This window comes from Neobacillus sp. S1227, assembly GCF_055385255.1.
This window is the reverse complement of record NZ_AP038276.1, coordinates 72,968-95,755: the sequence shown is the minus strand read 5'-3', so window position 1 is coordinate 95,755 and position 22,788 is coordinate 72,968. Positions and strand designations below refer to the sequence as shown.

Here is a 22,788-nt window from a genome sequence, read left to right as displayed (position 1 = left end):
AAGTTTTGAGAGATAATTCCCTCAAAACTAAACAAACAAGAAACAATCAAACAAACATGTATTGTCTGGCTCACAGGTCCAGCTTATATCCTTAGAAAGGAGGTGATCCAGCCGCACCTTCCGATACGGCTACCTTGTTACGACTTCACCCCAATCATCTGTCCCACCTTAGGCGGCTGGCTCCTTACGGTTACCCCACCGACTTCGGGTGTTACAAACTCTCGTGGTGTGACGGGCGGTGTGTACAAGGCCCGGGAACGTATTCACCGCGGCATGCTGATCCGCGATTACTAGCGATTCCGGCTTCATGCAGGCGAGTTGCAGCCTGCAATCCGAACTGAGAATGGTTTTATGGGATTGGCTCCACCTCGCGGCTTCGCTGCCCTTTGTACCATCCATTGTAGCACGTGTGTAGCCCAGGTCATAAGGGGCATGATGATTTGACGTCATCCCCACCTTCCTCCGGTTTGTCACCGGCAGTCACCTTAGAGTGCCCAACTGAATGCTGGCAACTAAGATCAAGGGTTGCGCTCGTTGCGGGACTTAACCCAACATCTCACGACACGAGCTGACGACAACCATGCACCACCTGTCACTCTGTCCCCCGAAGGGGAAATTCCTATCTCTAGGAGTGTCAGAGGATGTCAAGACCTGGTAAGGTTCTTCGCGTTGCTTCGAATTAAACCACATGCTCCACCGCTTGTGCGGGCCCCCGTCAATTCCTTTGAGTTTCAGCCTTGCGGCCGTACTCCCCAGGCGGAGTGCTTAATGCGTTAGCTGCAGCACTAAAGGGCGGAAACCCTCTAACACTTAGCACTCATCGTTTACGGCGTGGACTACCAGGGTATCTAATCCTGTTTGCTCCCCACGCTTTCGCGCCTCAGCGTCAGTTACAGACCAGAAAGCCGCCTTCGCCACTGGTGTTCCTCCACATCTCTACGCATTTCACCGCTACACGTGGAATTCCGCTTTCCTCTTCTGCACTCAAGTCCCCCAGTTTCCAATGACCCTCCACGGTTGAGCCGTGGGCTTTCACATCAGACTTAAAGGACCGCCTGCGCGCGCTTTACGCCCAATAATTCCGGACAACGCTTGCCACCTACGTATTACCGCGGCTGCTGGCACGTAGTTAGCCGTGGCTTTCTGGTCAGGTACCGTCAAGGTACCGGCAGTTACTCCGATACTTGTTCTTCCCTGACAACAGAGCTTTACGACCCGAAGGCCTTCATCGCTCACGCGGCGTTGCTCCATCAGACTTTCGTCCATTGTGGAAGATTCCCTACTGCTGCCTCCCGTAGGAGTCTGGGCCGTGTCTCAGTCCCAGTGTGGCCGATCACCCTCTCAGGTCGGCTACGCATCGTCGCCTTGGTGAGCCGTTACCTCACCAACTAGCTAATGCGCCGCGGGCCCATCTGTAAGTGTCAGCCGAAACCGACTTTCAACCTTCCCTCATGCGAGGGAAGAAATTATCCGGTATTAGCTCCGGTTTCCCGAAGTTATCCCAGTCTTACAGGCAGGTTGCCCACGTGTTACTCACCCGTCCGCCGCTAATCACCGGGAGCAAGCTCCCAGTGATTCGCTCGACTTGCATGTATTAGGCACGCCGCCAGCGTTCGTCCTGAGCCAGGATCAAACTCTCCAATAAAGTTGAGTCGATTAGCTCAAAAATGTTACGTTGGCTTCGTTTCATTCGAAACGAATATTATTGTTTGTTGACGTTTTTGTTTGTTTAGTTTTCAAAGAACTATTTAACCTGACGCTCAGAGGCGACTTTTATATATTAACAAGATAAAATAACAATGTCAATATATTATTTAAAATAATTGGTGGAGCCTAGCGGGATCGAACCGCTGACCTCCTGCGTGCAAAGCAGGCGCTCTCCCAGCTGAGCTAAGGCCCCGTAGAAATGGTCGGGAAAACAGGATTCGAACCTGCGACCCCTTGGTCCCAAACCAAGTGCTCTACCAAGCTGAGCTATTTCCCGAACTATTAAATTTGATGGCGCGCCCGACAGGAGTCGAACCCATAACCTTCTGATCCGTAGTCAGACGCTCTATCCAATTGAGCTACGGGCGCATTATTTAATAAATGGTGCCGAGGACCGGAATCGAACCGGTACGGTAGTCACCTACCGCAGGATTTTAAGTCCTGTGCGTCTGCCAGTTCCGCCACCCCGGCAAATATGGAGCGGAAGACGGGATTCGAACCCGCGACCCCCACCTTGGCAAGGTGGTGTTCTACCACTGAACTACTTCCGCGAAACTTAAATGGTGCGGGTGAAGGGAGTCGAACCCCCACGCCTTGCGGCGCCAGATCCTAAGTCTGGTGCGTCTGCCAATTCCGCCACACCCGCATATTAAAATGGTGAGCCATGAAGGACTCGAACCTTCGACCCTCTGATTAAAAGTCAGATGCTCTACCAACTGAGCTAATGGCTCGAAATAATTAGTTTCTCCAAAAAAACATAGTTATTCTGCTTAAAATCCCTTCGGGATTTCGCGCACGCCTCCGCTGATGTAACTCAAGGAGATAAGAAGCGTGGTGCCGGCTAAAGGACTTGAACCCTCAACCTACTGATTACAAGTCAGTTGCTCTACCAATTGAGCTAAGCCGGCATAATAATATGGTGGAGGATGACGGGATCGAACCGCCGACCCTCTGCTTGTAAGGCAGATGCTCTCCCAGCTGAGCTAATCCTCCATATATGATGGCCCGGCAGCGTCCTACTCTCACAGGGGCTTTCGCCCCAACTACCATCGGCGCTGAGAAGCTTAACTTCCGTGTTCGGGATGGGAACGGGTGTGACCTTCTCGCCATTGCTACCGGACCTATTGAGTTAGAGGTTTCATTCCCTCAAAACTAGATAATGCAGAAGAAGTAAATAAGAACGAGTTCGCCAAATTACATTGTTCATTGTCTAGCTCCAGCGTCCAGCAACTAGTGTCCTTCGGTCTTTTCCCTACGATAAGTCAACATCGATTCGCTTGCGCTCATCGTGTTTCCTTTATCTCAGTCAAAGCCCTCCAGGCCATACGTTGCTAACCGGCCGCTTCCGCTTTTCGATTTGGTTAAGTCCTCGATCGATTAGTATCAGTCAGCTCCACACGTCACCGCGCTTCCACCTCTGACCTATCAACCTGATCATCTTTCAGGGATCTTACTAGCTTGACGCTATGGGAAATCTCATCTCGAGGGGGGCTTCATGCTTAGATGCTTTCAGCACTTATCCCGCCCGCACATAGCTACCCAGCGATGCCTTTGGCAAGACAACTGGTACACCAGCGGTGCGTCCATCCCGGTCCTCTCGTACTAAGGACAGCTCCTCTCAAATTTCCTGCGCCCACGACGGATAGGGACCGAACTGTCTCACGACGTTCTGAACCCAGCTCGCGTACCGCTTTAATGGGCGAACAGCCCAACCCTTGGGACCGACTACAGCCCCAGGATGCGATGAGCCGACATCGAGGTGCCAAACCTCCCCGTCGATGTGGACTCTTGGGGGAGATAAGCCTGTTATCCCCAGGGTAGCTTTTATCCGTTGAGCGATGGCCCTTCCATGCGGAACCACCGGATCACTAAGCCCGACTTTCGTCCCTGCTCGACTTGTAGGTCTCGCAGTCAAGCTCCCTTGTGCCTTTACACTCTGCGAATGATTTCCAACCATTCTGAGGGAACCTTTGGGCGCCTCCGTTACATTTTAGGAGGCGACCGCCCCAGTCAAACTGCCCACCTGACACTGTCTCCCACCCCGATTTAGGGGTGCGGGTTAGAATTTCAATACAGCCAGGGTAGTATCCCACCGACGCCTCCACCGAAGCTGGCGCTCCGGTTTCTCAGGCTCCTACCTATCCTGTACAAGCTGTACCAAAATTCAATATCAGGCTACAGTAAAGCTCCATGGGGTCTTTCCGTCCTGTCGCGGGTAACCTGCATCTTCACAGGTACTATAATTTCACCGAGTCTCTCGTTGAGACAGTGCCCAGATCGTTACGCCTTTCGTGCGGGTCGGAACTTACCCGACAAGGAATTTCGCTACCTTAGGACCGTTATAGTTACGGCCGCCGTTTACTGGGGCTTCGATTCAGAGCTTCGCGTGAGCTAACCCCTCCTCTTAACCTTCCAGCACCGGGCAGGCGTCAGCCCCTATACTTCGCCTTGCGGCTTTGCAGAGACCTGTGTTTTTGCTAAACAGTCGCCTGGGCCTATTCACTGCGGCTCTTCGGGGCTATTCACCCCAAAAAGCACCCCTTCTCCCGAAGTTACGGGGTCATTTTGCCGAGTTCCTTAACGAGAGTTCTCTCGCTCACCTTAGGATTCTCTCCTCGCCTACCTGTGTCGGTTTGCGGTACGGGCACCATTCATCTCGCTAGAGGCTTTTCTTGGCAGTGTGGAATCAGGAACTTCGGTACTATATTTCCCTCGGCATCACAGCTCAGCCTGATGAGAAGCGGATTTTCCTACTTCTCAGCCTAACTGCTTACACGCACATATCCAGCAGTGCGCTTACCCTATCCTCCTGCGTCCCCCCATCACTCAAACGATAAAGAGGTGGTACAGGAATATCAACCTGTTGTCCATCGCCTACGCCTTTCGGCCTCGGCTTAGGTCCCGACTAACCCTGAGCGGACGAGCCTTCCTCAGGAAACCTTAGGCATACGGTGGATGAGATTCTCACTCATCTTTCGCTACTCATACCGGCATTCTCACTTCTAAGCGCTCCACCAGTCCTTACGGTCCAGCTTCAACGCCCTTAGAACGCTCTCCTACCGCGGACACCACAAGGTGTCCACCCACAGCTTCGGTGATACGTTTAGCCCCGGTACATTTTCGGCGCAGAGTCACTCGACCAGTGAGCTATTACGCACTCTTTAAATGGTGGCTGCTTCTAAGCCAACATCCTGGTTGTCTAAGCAACTCCACATCCTTTTCCACTTAACGTATACTTTGGGACCTTAGCTGGTGGTCTGGGCTGTTTCCCTTTTGACTACGGATCTTATCACTCGCAGTCTGACTCCCACGGATAAGTCATTGGCATTCGGAGTTTGTCTGAATTCGGTAACCCGATGAGGGCCCCTAGTCCAAACAGTGCTCTACCTCCAAGACTCTAACTACGTGAGGCTAGCCCTAAAGCTATTTCGGAGAGAACCAGCTATCTCCAAGTTCGATTGGAATTTCTCCGCTACCCACACCTCATCCCCGCACTTTTCAACGTGCGTGGGTTCGGGCCTCCATCCAGTGTTACCTGGACTTCACCCTGGACATGGGTAGATCACCTGGTTTCGGGTCTACGACTACATACTATTTCGCCCTATTCAGACTCGCTTTCGCTGCGGCTCCGTCTCTTCAACTTAACCTCGCATGCAATCGTAACTCGCCGGTTCATTCTACAAAAGGCACGCCATCACCCATGAACGGGCTCTGACTACTTGTAGGCACACGGTTTCAGGTTCTCTTTCACTCCCCTTCCGGGGTGCTTTTCACCTTTCCCTCACGGTACTGGTTCACTATCGGTCACTAGGGAGTATTTAGCCTTGGGAGATGGTCCTCCCTGCTTCCGACCGGATTTCACGTGTCCGGCCGTACTCAGGATCCACTCAGGAGGGAACGAAGTTTCGACTACAGGGCTTTTACCTTCTATGGCCGGCCTTTCCAGACCGCTTCATCTACCCCGTTCCTTTGTAACTCCATGTTGAGTGTCCTACAACCCCGAAAGGCAAGCCTTTCGGTTTGGGCTGTTCCCGTTTCGCTCGCCGCTACTCAGGGAATCGCGTTTGCTTTCTCTTCCTCCGGGTACTTAGATGTTTCAGTTCCCCGGGTCTGCCATCAATACCCTATGTATTCAGGTAAAGATACTGCTCCATTACGAACAGTGGGTTTCCCCATTCGGAAATCTCCGGATCAGCGCTTACTTACAGCTCCCCGAAGCATATCGGTGTTAGTCCCGTCCTTTATCGGCTCCTAGTGCCAAGGCATTCACCGTGCGCCCTTTCTAACTTAACCTAAAAGGTTTTACTTACTCTTAAAAATAAGAGAGAAAAACTAAAATGGCGATTACTCGGTTCTTACTTGGTTACTTCTTCTTTTACGATTATCTAGTTTTCAAGGAACAAGGCTACTGACTTCAATCACATCATGATTAAACATCAGAGCGTTACTTCTTGCAGCCTTGCGACGAGCTGAAGATTACTTCTTCGAACTACTGTGGCACAGGAGCAAAAAATTAAGTTTTGAGAGATAATTCCCTCAAAACTAAACAAACAAGAAACAATCAAACAAACATGTATTGTCTGGCTCACAGGTCCAGCTTATATCCTTAGAAAGGAGGTGATCCAGCCGCACCTTCCGATACGGCTACCTTGTTACGACTTCACCCCAATCATCTGTCCCACCTTAGGCGGCTGGCTCCTTACGGTTACCCCACCGACTTCGGGTGTTACAAACTCTCGTGGTGTGACGGGCGGTGTGTACAAGGCCCGGGAACGTATTCACCGCGGCATGCTGATCCGCGATTACTAGCGATTCCGGCTTCATGCAGGCGAGTTGCAGCCTGCAATCCGAACTGAGAATGGTTTTATGGGATTGGCTCCACCTCGCGGCTTCGCTGCCCTTTGTACCATCCATTGTAGCACGTGTGTAGCCCAGGTCATAAGGGGCATGATGATTTGACGTCATCCCCACCTTCCTCCGGTTTGTCACCGGCAGTCACCTTAGAGTGCCCAACTGAATGCTGGCAACTAAGATCAAGGGTTGCGCTCGTTGCGGGACTTAACCCAACATCTCACGACACGAGCTGACGACAACCATGCACCACCTGTCACTCTGTCCCCCGAAGGGGAAATTCCTATCTCTAGGAGTGTCAGAGGATGTCAAGACCTGGTAAGGTTCTTCGCGTTGCTTCGAATTAAACCACATGCTCCACCGCTTGTGCGGGCCCCCGTCAATTCCTTTGAGTTTCAGCCTTGCGGCCGTACTCCCCAGGCGGAGTGCTTAATGCGTTAGCTGCAGCACTAAAGGGCGGAAACCCTCTAACACTTAGCACTCATCGTTTACGGCGTGGACTACCAGGGTATCTAATCCTGTTTGCTCCCCACGCTTTCGCGCCTCAGCGTCAGTTACAGACCAGAAAGCCGCCTTCGCCACTGGTGTTCCTCCACATCTCTACGCATTTCACCGCTACACGTGGAATTCCGCTTTCCTCTTCTGCACTCAAGTCCCCCAGTTTCCAATGACCCTCCACGGTTGAGCCGTGGGCTTTCACATCAGACTTAAAGGACCGCCTGCGCGCGCTTTACGCCCAATAATTCCGGACAACGCTTGCCACCTACGTATTACCGCGGCTGCTGGCACGTAGTTAGCCGTGGCTTTCTGGTCAGGTACCGTCAAGGTACCGGCAGTTACTCCGATACTTGTTCTTCCCTGACAACAGAGCTTTACGACCCGAAGGCCTTCATCGCTCACGCGGCGTTGCTCCATCAGACTTTCGTCCATTGTGGAAGATTCCCTACTGCTGCCTCCCGTAGGAGTCTGGGCCGTGTCTCAGTCCCAGTGTGGCCGATCACCCTCTCAGGTCGGCTACGCATCGTCGCCTTGGTGAGCCGTTACCTCACCAACTAGCTAATGCGCCGCGGGCCCATCTGTAAGTGTCAGCCGAAACCGACTTTCAACCTTCCCTCATGCGAGGGAAGAAATTATCCGGTATTAGCTCCGGTTTCCCGAAGTTATCCCAGTCTTACAGGCAGGTTGCCCACGTGTTACTCACCCGTCCGCCGCTAATCACCGGGAGCAAGCTCCCAGTGATTCGCTCGACTTGCATGTATTAGGCACGCCGCCAGCGTTCGTCCTGAGCCAGGATCAAACTCTCCAATAAAGTTGAGTCGATTAGCTCAAAAATGTTACGTTGGCTTCGTTTCATTCGAAACGAATATTATTGTTTGTTGACGTTTTTGTTTGTTTAGTTTTCAAAGAACTATTTAACCTGCCGCCTAAAAGCGACTTTTTAATCATACCAAGTTATCAACTTAATGTCAACAACTTTTTTGAATTCTTTTGTCGAAGACTTACTGTCTCGCAACAACAGATATAAATATACCACCAATAATAATTTCGTGCAATAGTTTTTATTAGTTTTTTTAAACCGAAATACAAGTTTTAATATTCATTCTATTTAATCATAAATAAAAGAAAAAGTGCCGTTTTAACAGCACTTTTCCATAACAATTTACTTATGACGCATTAGCGGGAATAACAGAACATCACGAATTGATGGTGAGTTGGTCAATAACATTACTAAACGGTCAATACCGATTCCCAGCCCGCCCGTTGGAGGCATTCCATATTCCAATGCCTCTACGAAATCTTCATCCATCTCGTGCGCTTCATCATTACCCTGCTCGCGCTCTTTTAACTGGGCTTCAAAACGCTCACGCTGATCAATCGGGTCGTTTAACTCTGTGAAAGCATTAGCATGCTCACGAGCGACTATAAACAGCTCAAAACGGTCGGTAAACCGCGGATCCTCGTCATTTTTCTTTGCAAGCGGAGAAATTTCAACCGGATGTCCATAAATGAATGTAGGCTGTATCAATTTTTCTTCTACTTTTTGCTCAAAAAATTCATTAACGATATGACCATACAGCATATGCTCAGTAATTTCTACACCATGTTCCTTTGCAAGCTGACGAGCTTCTTCAACGCTTGTCTCTTTCCAGAAATCCACACCAGTGTATTCTTTGATGGCATCAACCATGTGGAGTCTTTTCCACTCCGGCTTGAGGTCTACTTCATATTCTCCGTACCGTACTGTTGTTGTACCTAATACTTCCTGTGCAATATGAGCGATGAGGTTTTCTGTCAAACTCATAATATCACGATAGTCAGCATAAGCCTCATATAATTCAATCATCGTAAACTCAGGATTATGACGTGTAGAAACACCTTCGTTACGGAATACCCGACCGATTTCATAAACCTTTTCAAGACCTCCGACAATCAAACGCTTCAAATGCAGCTCAATCGCAATCCTCATGAACAGCGGCATATCAAGTGCATTGTGATGTGTGATAAATGGTCTTGCAGATGCTCCGCCTGCGATGGCATGCATCATAGGTGTTTCAACCTCTAAATAACCATGGTCATCTAAATAACGGCGCATTGATTGAATGATTTTGCTGCGTGTAATAAAGGTTTCTTTGCTTTCCTGGCTCATGATTAAATCTAAGTAACGCTGACGGTAGCGCTGTTCAACGTCCTTTAAGCCATGGAATTTATCCGGCAGCGGACGGAGTGCTTTTGTTAAGAATACAAAGTTATCAACTTTAACAGATAACTCGCCAACCTTCGTTTTAAATAAAGTTCCATGAACGGCGACAATATCGCCTAAGTCAGCTGAATCAAACGTTTCATATGCCTCTTCGCCAACTGCGTCCTGGCGTACGTATATTTGGATTTGACCAGTTAAATCCTGGATATGGGCGAATCCCGCTTTCCCTTTGCCGCGTTTCGTCATAATTCTCCCGGCAATGGCAACTGTCACATTTTGAGTTTCCAATTCCTCTTTATCAAGTTCGCCATATTGACTGATTAACTCTTGACTGTTATGTGTACGATCAAAACGCTTACCAAAGGGATCCAGCCCTTTTTCCCGCATCGAATGCATTTTTTCACGTCTGACCTTTAATTGGTCATTTAATTCTTCACTCACAACTATCAACTCCATTAAACTTTTTTATGTAAAATGCATGTGAAATTCGCGCATCTGCATACTTTATTATTTTACACAAACTGAACAATTCAGACATCTAAAAAGATAGAATACAATAAAAACTGCCAGTAACCCACTGGCAGTCTTAACATCAAACAAAATAATTATAGAAAATAGCACAATTTATGTCAAATTCAGCCTACTATTGCCTGGCTTTGTTCTTCTGCCTCAGCATCTACTACTAATTCGTTTAATAAGGAAACGAGCTGTTCGCGTGTATCGCACTCATTTACGGCATTGCGCGCCTTGCCATTGCCTCGGATACCTTTTAAATACCAGGCAGCATGCTTGCGCATTTCACGGACTGCGATATTCTCATTTTTTAACGCAATCAATCTATCGAGGTGAAGGATGCAGACATCAATTTTTTCACGAACAGACGGTTCGCCCATTAATTTCCCGGTTTCTAAATATTGAACCGTTCGATAAATCATCCAAGGGTTCCCTAGTGCAGCCCGCCCAATCATGACACCGTCAACACCTGTTTGATCCAGCATTCTTTTGGCATCCTGTGGTGTTTGAACATCACCGTTGCCGATGACAGGAATATTTACTGACTGCTTTACTTCACGGATAATGTCCCAATTGGCTTTTCCTTCGTACATTTGAACGCGCGTCCTGCCGTGCAGAGCAACAGCTTTCCCACCTGCCCTTTCAACCATTTGCGCGTTTTTTACCGCAAAGATATGATCTTCATCCCAGCCCATCCGCATTTTAACTGTAACAGGCTTATCAACAGCATCTACCACAGCCGAAACCATTTCATAGATTTTATTTGGATCAAGCAGCCATTTCGCTCCAGCATCACATTTTGTGATTTTCGGAACAGGGCAGCCCATATTAATATCGATTATGTCAGCATTCGTATTTTTATCAACGAATCTTGCTGCCTCGACAAGCGTTTCTTTTTCGCCGCCAAAAATTTGCAGACTTAATGGTTTTTCCCGCTCATCGATATAAAGCATATTCATTGTTTTTTCATTTTTAAAAACAATTCCCTTGTCGCTAACCATTTCAGCACAGACCAAACCTGCACCAAACTCTTTTACCGTAAGGCGGAATGCTGAATTACAGACTCCAGCCATAGGCGCCAAGACGACAGGATTCTTCAATACAATATCGCCAATTTTCAGCATTAAACGCCCTCCTTAACTAAAGTTTTTCTATCCTCTATTCCTTTGGTGCTAAATCTTCCCTGGTAATTTTTAAAGCCAGTGCAATTTTCTCCAACAGTTCCTCTGCTGGCAGTCGGTTGCCCCGCTCAATTTCTCCCAAAATAGAAACTGATACCCCCAGTTCCTTTGAAAAGCTTTCTTGAGTAAAACCTTTTAGCTTCCGATAGGCTCGAATCCGCCTTCCCCATTTTTCTGCTTCCATATTCGGACTCCTTCTTTATCTTGTAATTCAACCATATATGCTCTAAGAGGCTTCTTCATCCCCGAAATATGAATATCTGGATTTATTTCAAAAAGCGGAATCATCACAAACGCCCGTTCCAGCATCCGCGGGTGCGGAACGATAAGCTTCTCTGTTTCAATATTTTCGTGATTAAATGACAAAATGTCAAGGTCAATCGTCCGCGGCCCCCATCTGATCTCCCTTTTCCTGCCCAGTTCCTGCTCAGTTTTTAAACATGTATCCAATAGTTCATTGGCATTTAAGACTGTTTTAACTTCGATAACCATATTTAAAAATAAATCCTGATCCTCATATCCGATAGGATCTGTCTCATATATTGAGGAGTTATTTACCAACTGAATTCCCGGATGATCGGTTAAGATTTGGATAGCCTTCGCCATATTATCATAACGGTTTCCGATATTTGAGCCAAGGGCAATAAATGCTGTATTTTCCACTTTTATCTTCTCCTTGTAATCTCGACAGCAACGAATTTGTAATGGCCGGGAATAGGAGGGTCAGGTTTTATCACTTTCACCGTAACCTCTTCAACTAAAGGAAATCCTAATAATACACTTCCGGCAATTTTCTCAGCGACTGCCTCGACTAACTTTTTAGGCTCACCCTCGACTACTTCCTTACATAATTGATAAAGCTCACCGTAATGAACAGAATGTTCAAGCGCGTCGGTTTCACCTGCTGTTTTTAAATCCAATGATATCGACAAATCGACAGAAAATCGCTGGCCCAATACAGTTTCTTCAGGAAAAACGCCGTGGTAGCCGTAAAACTCCATACCATTAACATATATTTTATCCAAGCATGTCACCCTTTCCCATCATTACATCCATCATTCTTGCCATCCTGCTCATTTCTTTGACATCGTGAACACGGATCATTTGGCAGCCTTTTTGAATGCCGTAACAGATGGTTGCCCCTGTACCTTCCATTCTTTCATTAACAGGCAGATCTAAGGCCTGACCAATCATTGATTTTCGGGAGGTTGCCAATAGAACAGGGTAGCCAAGCATCACAAGCTTATCTAAATTTTGCATCATCAGAAGATTTTCCTGATAGTCCTTAGCAAAACCAATGCCCGGGTCGAGAATAATATTTTCATCCTTCACACCCGCTTTTTTAACAATCGTGATGCTTTCATATAAATCATTGATGACATCCCTTACAAACAATCGATAATTTCGGTCATGGCGATTGTGCATTAGGATAATTGGAACATCATGTTCTGCCGCAACCTCACCCATCCGCTCATCCGCCTTTGCGCCCCAGATATCGTTAATAATATGGGCACCAGCTTGGATCGCCTGCCTAGCCACCTCAGCTTTGTATGTATCAATTGAAATGGGCACTTGAACTTGTTTGGCAATGGCCTCGATAATTGGAACTACCCGCTTAATCTCTTCCTCCTCAGGAACTACCGCAAACCCAGGACGGGTAGATTCTCCGCCGATATCAATAATATCAGCGCCAGCCTCAACCAGTTTCTTAGCATGTTCAACAGCCCTGTCAATATTATTAAATTTACCGCCGTCGGAGAAAGAATCTGGTGTGGCATTGAGGATCCCCATCACAATGGTTTTTCGAGTCATGTCCAATGTGTATGGCCCGCATTGGATATTTTGTTCAAAAGCTGTATTCATCCCATTCCCTCCTAAAAACTCTTATCCTTAAATCATACAATAAATCAGGACCGGGACACAAAAAAAGAGGCCGCCGGCAATTGCCGACGTCCCCCTGTCCGTTCACTTATTCTACATCGTATTGATATAGAGGAGTACTTAAATAACGCTCGCCGTTATCAGGAATAATAGCTAATACTTTTTTGCCTTTTCCAAGTTCCTTTGCCACCTTTAATGCTGCTGAAATAGCAGCGCCAGAAGAAATACCACCAAGGATTCCTTCTTCTCTGGCCGCGCGGCGGGAAGCATCAAATGCTTCTTCTGTGCTAATTTGAACAACTTCATCATAAATTTCTGTATTTAATGTCTCTGGAACGAATCCAGCGCCAAGGCCTTGCAGCTTATGCGGACCAGGCTTACCGCCAGATAGTACTGGAGAATCCTGTGGCTCAATCGCATAAATTTTTACATTTGGGAATTTTTCACGGATAACACTGCCGGCACCTGAAATAGTTCCGCCAGTACCAATTCCAGAAACAAATCCATCGAGCTGATCCATTTGCTCAACAATTTCTTTTCCTGTTGTTCTGCGGTGTACTTCAGGGTTGGCTTCGTTTTTGAACTGTTGCGGCATAAAGTAGCCTTTTTCAGCAACTAATGCCTCTGCGCGGGCAATAGCTCCCTTCATTCCTTCTGGTCCTGGTGTAAGAACTAATTCAGCACCATAGGCACGAAGCAGATTCCGTCTTTCTAAACTCATTGTTTCCGGCATTACAAAAACAGCTTTATAGCCCTTTGCAGCAGCTACCATCGCAAGTCCGATACCTGTATTGCCGCTTGTTGGCTCAACAATTGTATCGACACCTGGCTTGATTAAGCCTTTTTCTTCTGCTGCTTCAATCATTGCTAATCCGATACGATCTTTTACACTGCTGCCTGGATTAAAGTATTCAAGCTTTAAATAAACATCTGCGCTATTTTCATCAACTAATTTGTTAAGCTTTACAATCGGTGTTTGCCCAATTAATTCTGTTATGGAATTTGCTACACGAACCATCTGAAATCTCTCTCCATTCTATTCCGAGTATTTTTATTGGATTTGTATATATTGAATTTACCAGTTTTATACTTGTTTTGTCAATCTTTTTGACTAGGGAATTTTGTTAAAATTTTCGAAACAGATTTGCCTAAAAGAAAAACACAAGATGGATTCCTGTGTTTTAATTTATTTCATTATTTTTCCCGTAAAACCAGTTTACTTTGGCCTCTTTCCAGAGGGAAGAAGCAGAGGCTGGGGTCTTCATCTGCTCTAGGGCCAGTTGGCGGCGGACTTGGTTTTTAACCTCCTTGAAGGAGTACTTTTTACCGCTGATTTTGCCTTCCATTTTGATGATGGCATACCCTTCGTCAATCTTAAATGGTTTACTATAAGCTTTTTTCTTTAATTTTTTTGCCGTGTCAATATAACTTTCTGGGTATTGCTCATCCCCATCACTAATATAACCAATATCTCCGCCTTCATTCGCGGAGAATTCATCAATGGAACGCTCCGTTGCCAAAGCTGAAAAGCTCGACCCCTGCGCCAATTCTTTTATTGCCCTATTCGCTTCTTCCTTGGTTTTCACTACAATATGGGATAGATGATAAATTTCTGGGACATCGTATAAATCCTTGTTCTTTTGGTAATAGCTCTGTAATTCTTTGTCAGAAATGATCACATCTTTTGTCAAAAGCTCTTGCAGGAGAAGACTGTCCCGAATCTGTTCCTTCCACCTTTTCTCATCAAGCTGATTTTGTTGGGTGAATGCGCTATTCGTGGCCTGCAGGAGTCGAAATTCACGTTCAACCTCTTGGTCCGAGATTTTAATATCGTACTTCTTTGCCATCTCTCGAATAACCTTTTGATCAATCATCTCTTTTAAAATATCTTTCCCGTATCTTTTTTCTAATTCATTAAGCCATTCCTGTCTTGTAACTGTCTGCTTCCCCACGGTTGCCACAGCTTCATCATTTACTGCCGGCCCGCTATCTCCAGTTCCCTTTGTCAAGAAAAAGGCGATTGTTAAACAATTCAGCATGATAAGGCCGGCGATTACTATCCACTGTTGCTTTTTCCCCAAGCCTAATTCTCTCCCCATAATTGATTATTTAGCTGCTTCTTTCAATTCCTCCAGCTCTTCTTTTGTAAAAAGGTATTTCTCGTTACAGAAATGGCAATGAGCCTCTGCCTGCCCATCCTCTTCAATCATTGCAGTAATCTCATGGGCACCTAATCCAACAATAGCATCTGCAAAGCGCTGTTTTGAACAAGTACATTGGAATTTGACCGGCATGGTCTCCAAGATTTTCACATTCTCTTGTCCAAAAAGTTCATTCAAAATTTCTTCAGGGGTTAAACCCTTTTCCACCAATTTCGAAATAGGAGGAATTGTTTTCAGCCGTTCCTCCAATTTGGTAATAACGGGATCCTCTGTTCCAGGCAGGATTTGCAGGATAAAGCCGCCAGCTGCCAGAATGGAATCATCAGGATTCACCAAGACACCAACGCCAACTGAGGACGGGACTTGCTCGGAGGTTGCAAAATAATATGTAAAATCCTCTCCGAGCTCTCCTGACACAAGCGGAACCTGTCCAGAAAAGAAATCCCTGAGGCCAATATCCTTTACAATCGATAATGTCCCTTCCGTACCGACCGCGCGGCGGACATCAAGCTTACCGTGCTCATTCGATTCAAAATCAACCTCTGGGTTGGTCACATATCCGCGCACCTCACCGCTTGCGTTACTATCTACAAGAATCGGACCAAGCGGGCCGCCCCCATCAATTTTGATGGTCAGCTTTTCGTCGCCCTTAAGCATCGCCCCCATCATCACTCCTGCGGTCATTGCGCGGCCAAGCGCGGCAGAAGCCGTTCTCCATGTATGATGGCGCCTTTGCGCTTCACTGACCGTTTCCGTCGTGCGTACCGCATATGCCCTTATATTTCCATCATAGGCAAGCGCCTTAACTAAATAATCGTTCATGTTAAACCCCTTTCTAGTTGCTATTCTTTATATTATCCATATTCCGTTTATAGATAAGGTGAAGCCCCTTTAAAGTTAAAAATGGATCGACCACATCTATAGCTGTTGACTCTTGGGCAATTAAACTGGCAAGCCCGCCGGTTGCAATAACAGTTGGCTTTTTCTCACTATGCTCTGTCATCCGTCTAACAATGCCTTCAACTTGTCCAACATAGCCATAAACAATGCCTGCCTGCATAGCAGCAACGGTGTTTTTCCCAATAACTCCTTCCGGGCGGGCTATCTCAATACGTGGCAGCTTTGCTGCTCTTGAATACAAGGCTTCAGTAGAAATGCCAATTCCCGGCGCAATGGCACCGCCCATGTACTGGCGTTCCTCATTTACATAGCAATAGGTAGTAGCTGTTCCGAAATCAACAATTACTAACGGACTGCCATACTCATGGATCGCCGCAACAGCGTTTACAATTCTGTCTGCTCCAACCTCACGAGGGTTTTCATATTTAATATTTAGGCCAGTTTTAATACCAGGACCTACAACCAGCGGTTTCACATGGAAATATTTATGACACATTCTCTCTAAGGCGAACATGATTGGCGGAACAACAGATGAAATAATAATCCCATCTATATCGGTAAAAGCAAGGCCGGAATAATCAAACAAAGACTTAATATTCATCCCGAATTCATCTTCAGTACGGTTTCGACTTGTTTCCACCCGCCAATGGTATTTCAACTCTTCTCCCTTATAAACACCAAGGACAATATTTGTATTCCCCACATCAATAACGAAAATCACATTTATCACTCGCTTCTTAGAAAATTTCTTTTTCATATATGCAAACATAATACCATATTTAATATAACGGGTGAAAAAAAATAAGAGTGCTTCTACTGAAGCACTCTTTGTCATTTTATTTATTTTCTGAATCGTTAGGGGCATCTGCCTCTACGTCTTCATCTTTCTTCATGTTAATGTTTACCTTCACATCATCTGCTTTTTTCGTATCCAAGCGAACAGATTCTAATTCCGCAGGATTTTCCGGCAAATGGCCATTTTCAATCAAATACTTAATTTGCTCTGCATTTAGTGTTTCCACTTCCAGCAGGGTTTTGGCAATAAGGTCAAGTTTATCACGATTTTCCGTAAGGATTTGGCGGCATCTTTCATAAGATTCCTTTATAATCCGTTGAATCTCAAGGTCAATTTCATAAGCGATCGCATCAGAATAATTTTGTTCATTATGAAGGTCACGTCCCAGGAATACCTGCCCGCCTTGTGCCTGACCAAACTGGAGCGGTCCTAGCTTATCGCTCATTCCGAATTCCGTTACCATTCTACGGGCAATGCCAGTTGCGCGCTGGAAGTCGTTATGAGCACCAGTGCTGACTTCACCAAACACAATTTCTTCTGCAACCCGCCCGCCTAATAGACCAACAATTTTATCAAGTAATTCTGGCTTTGTCATGAAGTAGCGATCTTCTCTCGGAAGCATCACGGCATAACCGCCTGCCTGACCTCGCGGCACAATCGTTACCTTATGAACCATATCCGCTTCATCCAGGACTAAGCCGATAACTGTATGGCCGCCTTCGTGGAAAGCAACAATTCGTCTTTCCTTTTCCGAAATGACCCGGCTCTTTTTCGCCGGTCCAGCAATAACACGGTCAGTTGCTTCATCAATATCAACCATATCGATTTTCTTTTTATTTTGACGTGCAGCTACAAGGGCTGCTTCATTCAATAGGTTTTCAAGGTCTGCACCTGAAAAACCAGGTGTACGCATCGCGATATTTTTTAAATTAACAGTTTCGTCCAACGGCTTATTGCGGGCATGGACTTTAAGCACTGCCTCACGGCCATTGACATCCGGACGGTCTACCGTAATTTGACGGTCAAAACGTCCTGGACGAAGTAATGCAGGGTCTAAAATATCTGGTCTGTTGGTTGCCGCAATGATAATGATCCCTTCATTGGCACCGAAGCCATCCATTTCGACAAGCAATTGGTTTAACGTCTGTTCGCGTTCATCATGTCCACCGCCTAAACCGGCCCCGCGCTGACGTCCAACAGCATCAATTTCATCGATAAAAATAATACATGGTGCGTTTTTCTTCGCATTTTCAAACAAATCACGCACGCGGGATGCACCGACCCCAACGAACATTTCTACGAAATCAGAACCACTAATTGAGAAGAACGGAACGCCTGCTTCACCGGCTACTGCCCGGGCAAGCAAAGTTTTACCTGTTCCTGGAGGTCCGACTAACAGGACTCCTTTCGGAATCCGCGCGCCAAGCTCAGCAAACTTGCGTGGGTCTTTTAAGAATTCAACGACTTCCACTAACTCGGCCTTCTCTTCATCTGCACCAGCAACATCTCTAAAACGGACCTTTTTCTTATCGTCGTTATAAAGTCTTGCTTTTGATTTCCCAAAGTTCATAACTCGGCTGCCGCCGCCTTGGGCTTGGTTTAATAAAAAGAAAAATAAAATAAAGATAATCACAAACGGAATGATTGAAGTAAAGAAAGTTACCCAGCCGCTTGTTTCTTTAGCAGGCATTACTTCTACCTTAGAATCAGCTTTATCAATGCGATCAAGGATCTTTTCGCTGTTTGGAATATAGGTAATAAATTTCTTATCCCCAGCTTCCAACACTCCACGAACCTCATATACTCCCCGCTCAGGCTGCATCGAAAATGATTTAACTTCGCCATTTTCCAGTTGTGTTACGAACTTATCATAGGAAATATGATCGGTTGGTTCATTGCTGCCATTAAAAAAACTGACTACGCCAATAATGACTAAAAATATTAATAAATAAAAGATGGTATTACGGAAAATCCGATTCATCTCTTACCTCCTCCCGCGGGTAAAGACTATATTAAATAGTATCATAGAAAATCCTGTTAATTCAAGGAATTGCCCTCGCCATAATTGGTTTTGGACAGCGAGAATGATGTCTGGTTGTTTGGTTCCGATTAATGATTATTTGCTATATACTTCCGGTTTTAAAACACCAATATATGGAAGGTTTCGGTATTTTTCCATGTAATCCAAACCATAACCAACCACAAATTCATCAGGAACCTTAAAACCAACGACATCAGCTTGTATCTTGCTTTTTCTACCTGCCGGCTTATCCAGGAGCGTGACAATTTTTATGGATTTAGCCTTACGGTAATGGAATAAATCGACTAAATAGCTGAGTGTTAAACCGCTGTCGATAATATCTTCGATAATTAAGATATCTCTTCCTTCTACAGATGTATCTAAATCCTTAATTATTTTTACCTCTCCAGAGGAAACCATAGCGTTTCCGTAACTGGAAACATCCATAAAATCCATTTCCAAATAGCAATCCATTCGTTTTAACAAATCAGCCATGAAAGGCAATGCCCCTTTTAAGACGCCAATTGCAAGGGGGAAGCGATCTTTATATTCCTCGGTTAATTGAGCCGCTAACTCCTTTACTTTTTCCTGTATTTCCTCTTCTGATACTAATACTTCCTTAATATCCTGATCCATTATTAGAGTGCCCCCTAGAAGATGTTTACTTAATATATGTAAATAGTATATATTGTTTAGCTGACGTTTCTATACCTTCAGACGATGACTTTTTGAGACCCGGCAGCCATAGGATGCTGCCTTTCCTGTCTGTTATGACCGGCCAAGTATCCCTGTCATGAAGCGGGATTTTTTGGTCAATAAAGATATCTTTTAACTTTTTGGACCCTGTCATCCCTTTTAAGGTCATTCGATCGCCTTTTTTTCTTGTCCGAATGATAATCGGAAAGTTTATTCTCCCGGTGTCAAACACCGCCATATTAGCAGGAATATCAGCAATATCCAAACCGGTATATTCCACTTTAACACTAGTGCCATTAGGCAGATTAAATATTCCAGGCTCTTTCACTTCGATAAAGTATTGTTCCACTTTAACGGGCTTAAATTCAAAGGATAACTCCTGATAAGAACGGATTACTTTTAGCCCATCTGGAAAATCCAATTTCCCCGAAGGTCCGCCGCGATGGATTAGATTAAAAACTTGGTCGATATGTATGGCTGAAAGATCCACGCACCTATTTTTGTAAAGATAGTTTAATATTAGTTGAATACCCCTCCTTTGTAAAGGCAAAGGCAATTCAAGAAATCCCCCAATGTCAATCAGAATTTTATCGGCTTCTCTTTGTTTTTCTACTGTATTCATTTTTTCAATCGTTAATTCCTGAAGAAACGATTCATCCGCTTGCAGGTCTTCGCTAAATCGCTGAAATTGTTCATGAACAAGGGGATTTTCTGATTTTAAAAAAGGTAGAACTTCACTGCGAAACCGATTCCTGCTGTATACACCCTTTTTATTGCTTGGGTCGATTCTTGGTGTAAGCTGATACTTTTTGCAATACTGTTCAATTTCACCCTTTGTGACACATAAGAACGGGCGAAATATTGTACCGGAACGAAAGAAGCGGGAGAAAGGAATACCAGCCCTGGCCAATCCTGTACTGCCCCTTGTAAAGCGCATGAGAATCGTTTCGATTTGATCATCACCATGGTGTCCAAGAGCCAAATAGGGTGCTTGATACTTTTCCATAACTTGTGAATAAAAGGAGTATCGTACTTCCCTTCCAGCTACCTGTGAGCTTTTTCCTTCCTTCTTCATGATGTCCGTAACATTAACCCGGATCATTTCAAAAGGAACACCATACTGTCCACAAAATTCCTTAACGAACATAGCATCCTCATAAGATTCCTGGCCGCGAAACATATGGTCAACATGAGCAGCTATAATCGTAAGGTTCTGTTTTTCTTTCTTTTTTAGCAGGAAATGGAGCAGCGCCAACGAATCCGGCCCGCCTGAAACCCCGACGACAATCCTTTTGTCTTTAAGCTTAAATGAATGCCGGTTAAGAAAATCCTCAACCTTGGCTTCTAACATATAAATACACACTCTCTAAAATCAATGTTTGAAAAAAACTTAAGTTTAGAATACCACTCTTTTAGAGTAACTATCAAAATTATAAGCCCTCTTTTGAAAAGAAATATTTCATAAAAACCTGAACTCCTGTTATTACGGAGAAAGAATAAAAAAGTTTCATTTTTTTGCTAATAAGTAAGAATAAAATTTTTCCAAATTTTATTCTTACTTAACGCATAAATTCAACTACGCCTCATGAACCGGCCTTACGGACTCGCCAATCGGCAAGTTTTCATTTAAAGCAGTTTTAAAAAAATATATAGTCCATACAATACGCTTAGCACTATGGCGATAAAGAAAAATTCCAGCAAGCCGCTTTTTTTCTTTTTCTTTCGATAATCACGGCGGGAAATGTTGATATTCCCTTTTAGAGCTTGTGCAGACTGCTGGCCAGATTTGCTTCCTTTGGATACCGGTTTGGAATCCCTTTTAGGCTGGTCGCTAATGGTATCCAATAAGTCTGATCTCATTTGGCTGGCACTTGGATAATGTCCCATTAAGGCCTTTAGGATAACCCGCTCGCAGCGATGCAGCTCCGGTTTTAAACGAATCGCCTCTCTTAACTGCTCTATTCCGCCTGTTGTTTTTTTAAAACGCTTTGGGTAAGCAGTATTAATCATCATCATCGCTGCTGAGAACAAATCATAGGTTGCTTCGGCCTTTCTAGAGCCCAAGCCCCAATAGCCGCGATCATAGAACTCCGTGAATTCTTTAATGGCTCTTCCCTCGATTGTTGTTCCGCCGACATCAATGCACCTGATTTTCGGTGGAGGGCCGGTCACAATCAGGTTTTCCGGCTTTAAATCCCCAAAAATCCAGCCGCTGCCATGCAGCTTATCCAAATCATTTAATAATTGCAGGAACAATATTGGCATCCATGATTTACCTTTCTGCTCTAAAAAGGAAAGCAAATCAGGCCCTTGAATATATTCCATTACATAAAACGAAATAGGGCGGGAGTTCCCTTTGCCGACTTGCCAATCATCGACGTCAAACAAAGAAGGCCCAAGGGTTTCCTGGCCCTGGACCTTTGCAAAGGATTTTAAAACGTTTACCTCAGACGTGATGGACATACCGTTATCGCTCATTTTTAGAGCGACCTGCGTATTGTTATTCTTTGCAAGGTAGACCACCCCGTTTGCTCCAAATCCTAGTTCCTTTATAATTTTATATTGTTTGGAATGCCATCTCCCTGTTACAATCGTCCCCGGACTAATTTTATATTGATTCTTCCATGTATGATTCATCATCGTCTGATAAGAGACTCCTTAATGATCGTTTTTGATTGAAGGAGGATAGAGCAGTCCGGATGGCTGGCCCTGTCGGCGTTATTCCCCCCGTTGTCAACTTGGAAAAAATGCTTGTCAAATTTTGCAGGTTTGGCGTCCAATCCAACAATCTTTCGACATCATTCTTTTTCCCGGGAAATACATAAACAGAAAATTGATTATCCCCTGACCTTGCATTTAAGCTTAGCGAAAGGTCTAACAGCGCTTCTTTTACGGTCGGAAGCTTTTGCTTCATGCTCGCACTTGTATCGACAAGAATCAACACCTCTAATTCGACAGTCTCGCCGAGTTCATCGACAACCTCCATCACTTCGCCCCTTTTTTCCGGGGGCAGGTCCTCCATTGTCTTTGAACGGCCAAGGATCTGCTGCAGTTCCCGGTTTACCACCCCTTGGATGGTTTGGTTCATTGCTTTTCTTGTGACCATTTGAACCGTTTGTGAGAGCGCCTCGGCATAGACAATCTGGCTCACTCCGCCGCCTGAGGCAGCGATTCCTTCTATTTCCGTCATTCCTTTTTCATCAATCACATCATGCTCCATCACACCAATGACATTGACGGTTATTCCCTGTTCATGAGCTAGTGCAGCCATCGCAATCGGGTCCTCACCCTGATTGGAGCAGCCATCTGTAATTAATAGGATTTGGCGAATCTTCCCTGTGTACATAACCTTCTCCCTCCACAAATGAATTGGTATCATT

The 22,788-nt window shown here is 45.4% G+C and carries 15 protein-coding genes, 9 tRNA genes and 4 rRNA genes; all 28 read right to left on the bottom strand.

What is annotated here, in order from left to right; translation table 11 throughout:
• Window positions 1-95: 95 nt before the first annotated feature.
• The 28 genes from ACZ5AE_RS00500 to ACZ5AE_RS00365 all read right to left on the bottom strand — a co-directional run bounded on the left by ACZ5AE_RS00500 (window position 96) and on the right by ACZ5AE_RS00365 (window position 22,754).
• Window positions 96-1,645, bottom strand: a 16S ribosomal RNA gene (locus tag ACZ5AE_RS00500).
• A gap of 179 nt (window positions 1,646-1,824) precedes the next feature.
• Window positions 1,825-1,900: transfer RNA gene (locus ACZ5AE_RS00495), tRNA-Ala, on the bottom strand.
• 7 nt (window positions 1,901-1,907) lie between these two features.
• A tRNA-Pro gene (locus tag ACZ5AE_RS00490) sits at window positions 1,908-1,984 on the bottom strand.
• 15 nt (window positions 1,985-1,999) lie between these two features.
• Window positions 2,000-2,076: transfer RNA gene (locus tag ACZ5AE_RS00485), tRNA-Arg, on the bottom strand.
• 13 nt (window positions 2,077-2,089) lie between these two features.
• A tRNA-Leu gene (locus ACZ5AE_RS00480) sits at window positions 2,090-2,178 on the bottom strand.
• A gap of 5 nt (window positions 2,179-2,183) precedes the next feature.
• A tRNA-Gly gene (locus ACZ5AE_RS00475) sits at window positions 2,184-2,258 on the bottom strand.
• 10 nt (window positions 2,259-2,268) lie between these two features.
• Window positions 2,269-2,353 (bottom strand) — tRNA-Leu (locus ACZ5AE_RS00470).
• A 9-nt stretch (window positions 2,354-2,362) separates the two neighbouring features.
• A tRNA-Lys gene (locus ACZ5AE_RS00465) sits at window positions 2,363-2,438 on the bottom strand.
• A gap of 101 nt (window positions 2,439-2,539) precedes the next feature.
• Window positions 2,540-2,615, bottom strand: a tRNA-Thr gene (locus ACZ5AE_RS00460).
• 9 nt (window positions 2,616-2,624) lie between these two features.
• Window positions 2,625-2,700 (bottom strand) — tRNA-Val (locus ACZ5AE_RS00455).
• A 10-nt stretch (window positions 2,701-2,710) separates the two neighbouring features.
• A 5S ribosomal RNA gene (gene rrf, locus ACZ5AE_RS00450) occupies window positions 2,711-2,827 on the bottom strand.
• A gap of 237 nt (window positions 2,828-3,064) precedes the next feature.
• Window positions 3,065-6,000, bottom strand: a 23S ribosomal RNA gene (locus ACZ5AE_RS00445).
• A gap of 317 nt (window positions 6,001-6,317) precedes the next feature.
• Window positions 6,318-7,867: ribosomal RNA gene (locus ACZ5AE_RS00440) — 16S ribosomal RNA — on the bottom strand.
• Together the 16S, 23S and 5S rRNA genes with 9 tRNA genes alongside form the textbook arrangement of a ribosomal RNA operon.
• A gap of 351 nt (window positions 7,868-8,218) precedes the next feature.
• Window positions 8,219-9,715: a lysine--tRNA ligase gene (gene lysS, locus ACZ5AE_RS00435; protein WP_464568509.1), complete on the bottom strand. Its 1,497-nt coding sequence runs from the start codon at window positions 9,713-9,715 to the stop codon at window positions 8,219-8,221.
• A 179-nt stretch (window positions 9,716-9,894) separates the two neighbouring features.
• Window positions 9,895-10,896 carry a tRNA dihydrouridine synthase DusB gene (gene dusB, locus ACZ5AE_RS00430; protein ID WP_464568507.1) on the bottom strand — a complete coding sequence of 334 codons (1,002 nt, stop codon included), beginning with the start codon at window positions 10,894-10,896 and terminating at the stop codon, window positions 9,895-9,897.
• Window positions 10,897-10,930: 34 nt separating this feature from the next.
• Window positions 10,931-11,137, bottom strand: a complete 207-nt coding sequence (locus tag ACZ5AE_RS00425) for a helix-turn-helix domain-containing protein (RefSeq protein ID WP_464568505.1) — start codon at window positions 11,135-11,137, stop codon at window positions 10,931-10,933.
• Window positions 11,089-11,616 (bottom strand): 2-amino-4-hydroxy-6-hydroxymethyldihydropteridine diphosphokinase, encoded by a 528-nt coding sequence (gene folK / locus ACZ5AE_RS00420; protein ID WP_464568503.1) that lies wholly within the window; start codon window positions 11,614-11,616, stop codon window positions 11,089-11,091. Before folK ends, ACZ5AE_RS00425 begins: the two co-directional genes overlap by 49 nt.
• Before the next feature lie 2 nt (window positions 11,617-11,618).
• Complete coding sequence (gene folB, locus ACZ5AE_RS00415; RefSeq protein ID WP_464568501.1) at window positions 11,619-11,978, bottom strand: dihydroneopterin aldolase; 360 nt, start codon at window positions 11,976-11,978, stop codon at window positions 11,619-11,621.
• Complete coding sequence (gene folP / locus ACZ5AE_RS00410) at window positions 11,971-12,816, bottom strand: dihydropteroate synthase (RefSeq protein ID WP_464568499.1); 846 nt, start codon at window positions 12,814-12,816, stop codon at window positions 11,971-11,973. Before folP ends, folB begins: the two co-directional genes overlap by 8 nt.
• 106 nt (window positions 12,817-12,922) lie before the next feature.
• Window positions 12,923-13,852 carry a cysteine synthase A gene (gene cysK, locus ACZ5AE_RS00405; protein WP_464568497.1) on the bottom strand — a complete coding sequence of 310 codons (930 nt, stop codon included), beginning with the start codon at window positions 13,850-13,852 and terminating at the stop codon, window positions 12,923-12,925.
• 163 nt (window positions 13,853-14,015) lie between these two features.
• Window positions 14,016-14,933 carry a peptidyl-prolyl cis-trans isomerase gene (locus ACZ5AE_RS00400; RefSeq protein ID WP_464568495.1) on the bottom strand — a complete coding sequence of 306 codons (918 nt, stop codon included), beginning with the start codon at window positions 14,931-14,933 and terminating at the stop codon, window positions 14,016-14,018.
• A 6-nt stretch (window positions 14,934-14,939) separates the two neighbouring features.
• Window positions 14,940-15,818 carry an Hsp33 family molecular chaperone HslO gene (hslO, locus tag ACZ5AE_RS00395; RefSeq protein WP_464568493.1) on the bottom strand — a complete coding sequence of 293 codons (879 nt, stop codon included), beginning with the start codon at window positions 15,816-15,818 and terminating at the stop codon, window positions 14,940-14,942.
• Window positions 15,819-15,831: 13 nt separating this feature from the next.
• Window positions 15,832-16,617 carry a type III pantothenate kinase gene (locus tag ACZ5AE_RS00390; RefSeq protein WP_464573497.1) on the bottom strand — a complete coding sequence of 262 codons (786 nt, stop codon included), beginning with the start codon at window positions 16,615-16,617 and terminating at the stop codon, window positions 15,832-15,834.
• Between the two features lie 115 nt (window positions 16,618-16,732).
• On the bottom strand, window positions 16,733-18,673 hold the full coding sequence (gene ftsH, locus ACZ5AE_RS00385) for an ATP-dependent zinc metalloprotease FtsH (protein WP_464568491.1): 1,941 nt from the start codon (window positions 18,671-18,673) through the stop codon (window positions 16,733-16,735).
• A gap of 135 nt (window positions 18,674-18,808) precedes the next feature.
• Window positions 18,809-19,348, bottom strand: a complete 540-nt coding sequence (gene hpt, locus ACZ5AE_RS00380) for a hypoxanthine phosphoribosyltransferase (RefSeq protein ID WP_464568489.1) — start codon at window positions 19,346-19,348, stop codon at window positions 18,809-18,811.
• A gap of 25 nt (window positions 19,349-19,373) precedes the next feature.
• Window positions 19,374-20,759 carry a tRNA lysidine(34) synthetase TilS gene (tilS, locus tag ACZ5AE_RS00375; protein WP_464568487.1) on the bottom strand — a complete coding sequence of 462 codons (1,386 nt, stop codon included), beginning with the start codon at window positions 20,757-20,759 and terminating at the stop codon, window positions 19,374-19,376.
• 275 nt (window positions 20,760-21,034) lie between these two features.
• Window positions 21,035-22,048: a protein kinase domain-containing protein gene (locus ACZ5AE_RS00370; protein WP_464568485.1), complete on the bottom strand. Its 1,014-nt coding sequence runs from the start codon at window positions 22,046-22,048 to the stop codon at window positions 21,035-21,037.
• Window positions 22,017-22,754 carry a VWA domain-containing protein gene (locus tag ACZ5AE_RS00365; protein ID WP_464568483.1) on the bottom strand — a complete coding sequence of 246 codons (738 nt, stop codon included), beginning with the start codon at window positions 22,752-22,754 and terminating at the stop codon, window positions 22,017-22,019. The genes ACZ5AE_RS00370 and ACZ5AE_RS00365 overlap by 32 nt, the downstream gene beginning before the upstream one ends.
• Window positions 22,755-22,788 lie beyond the last annotated feature (34 nt).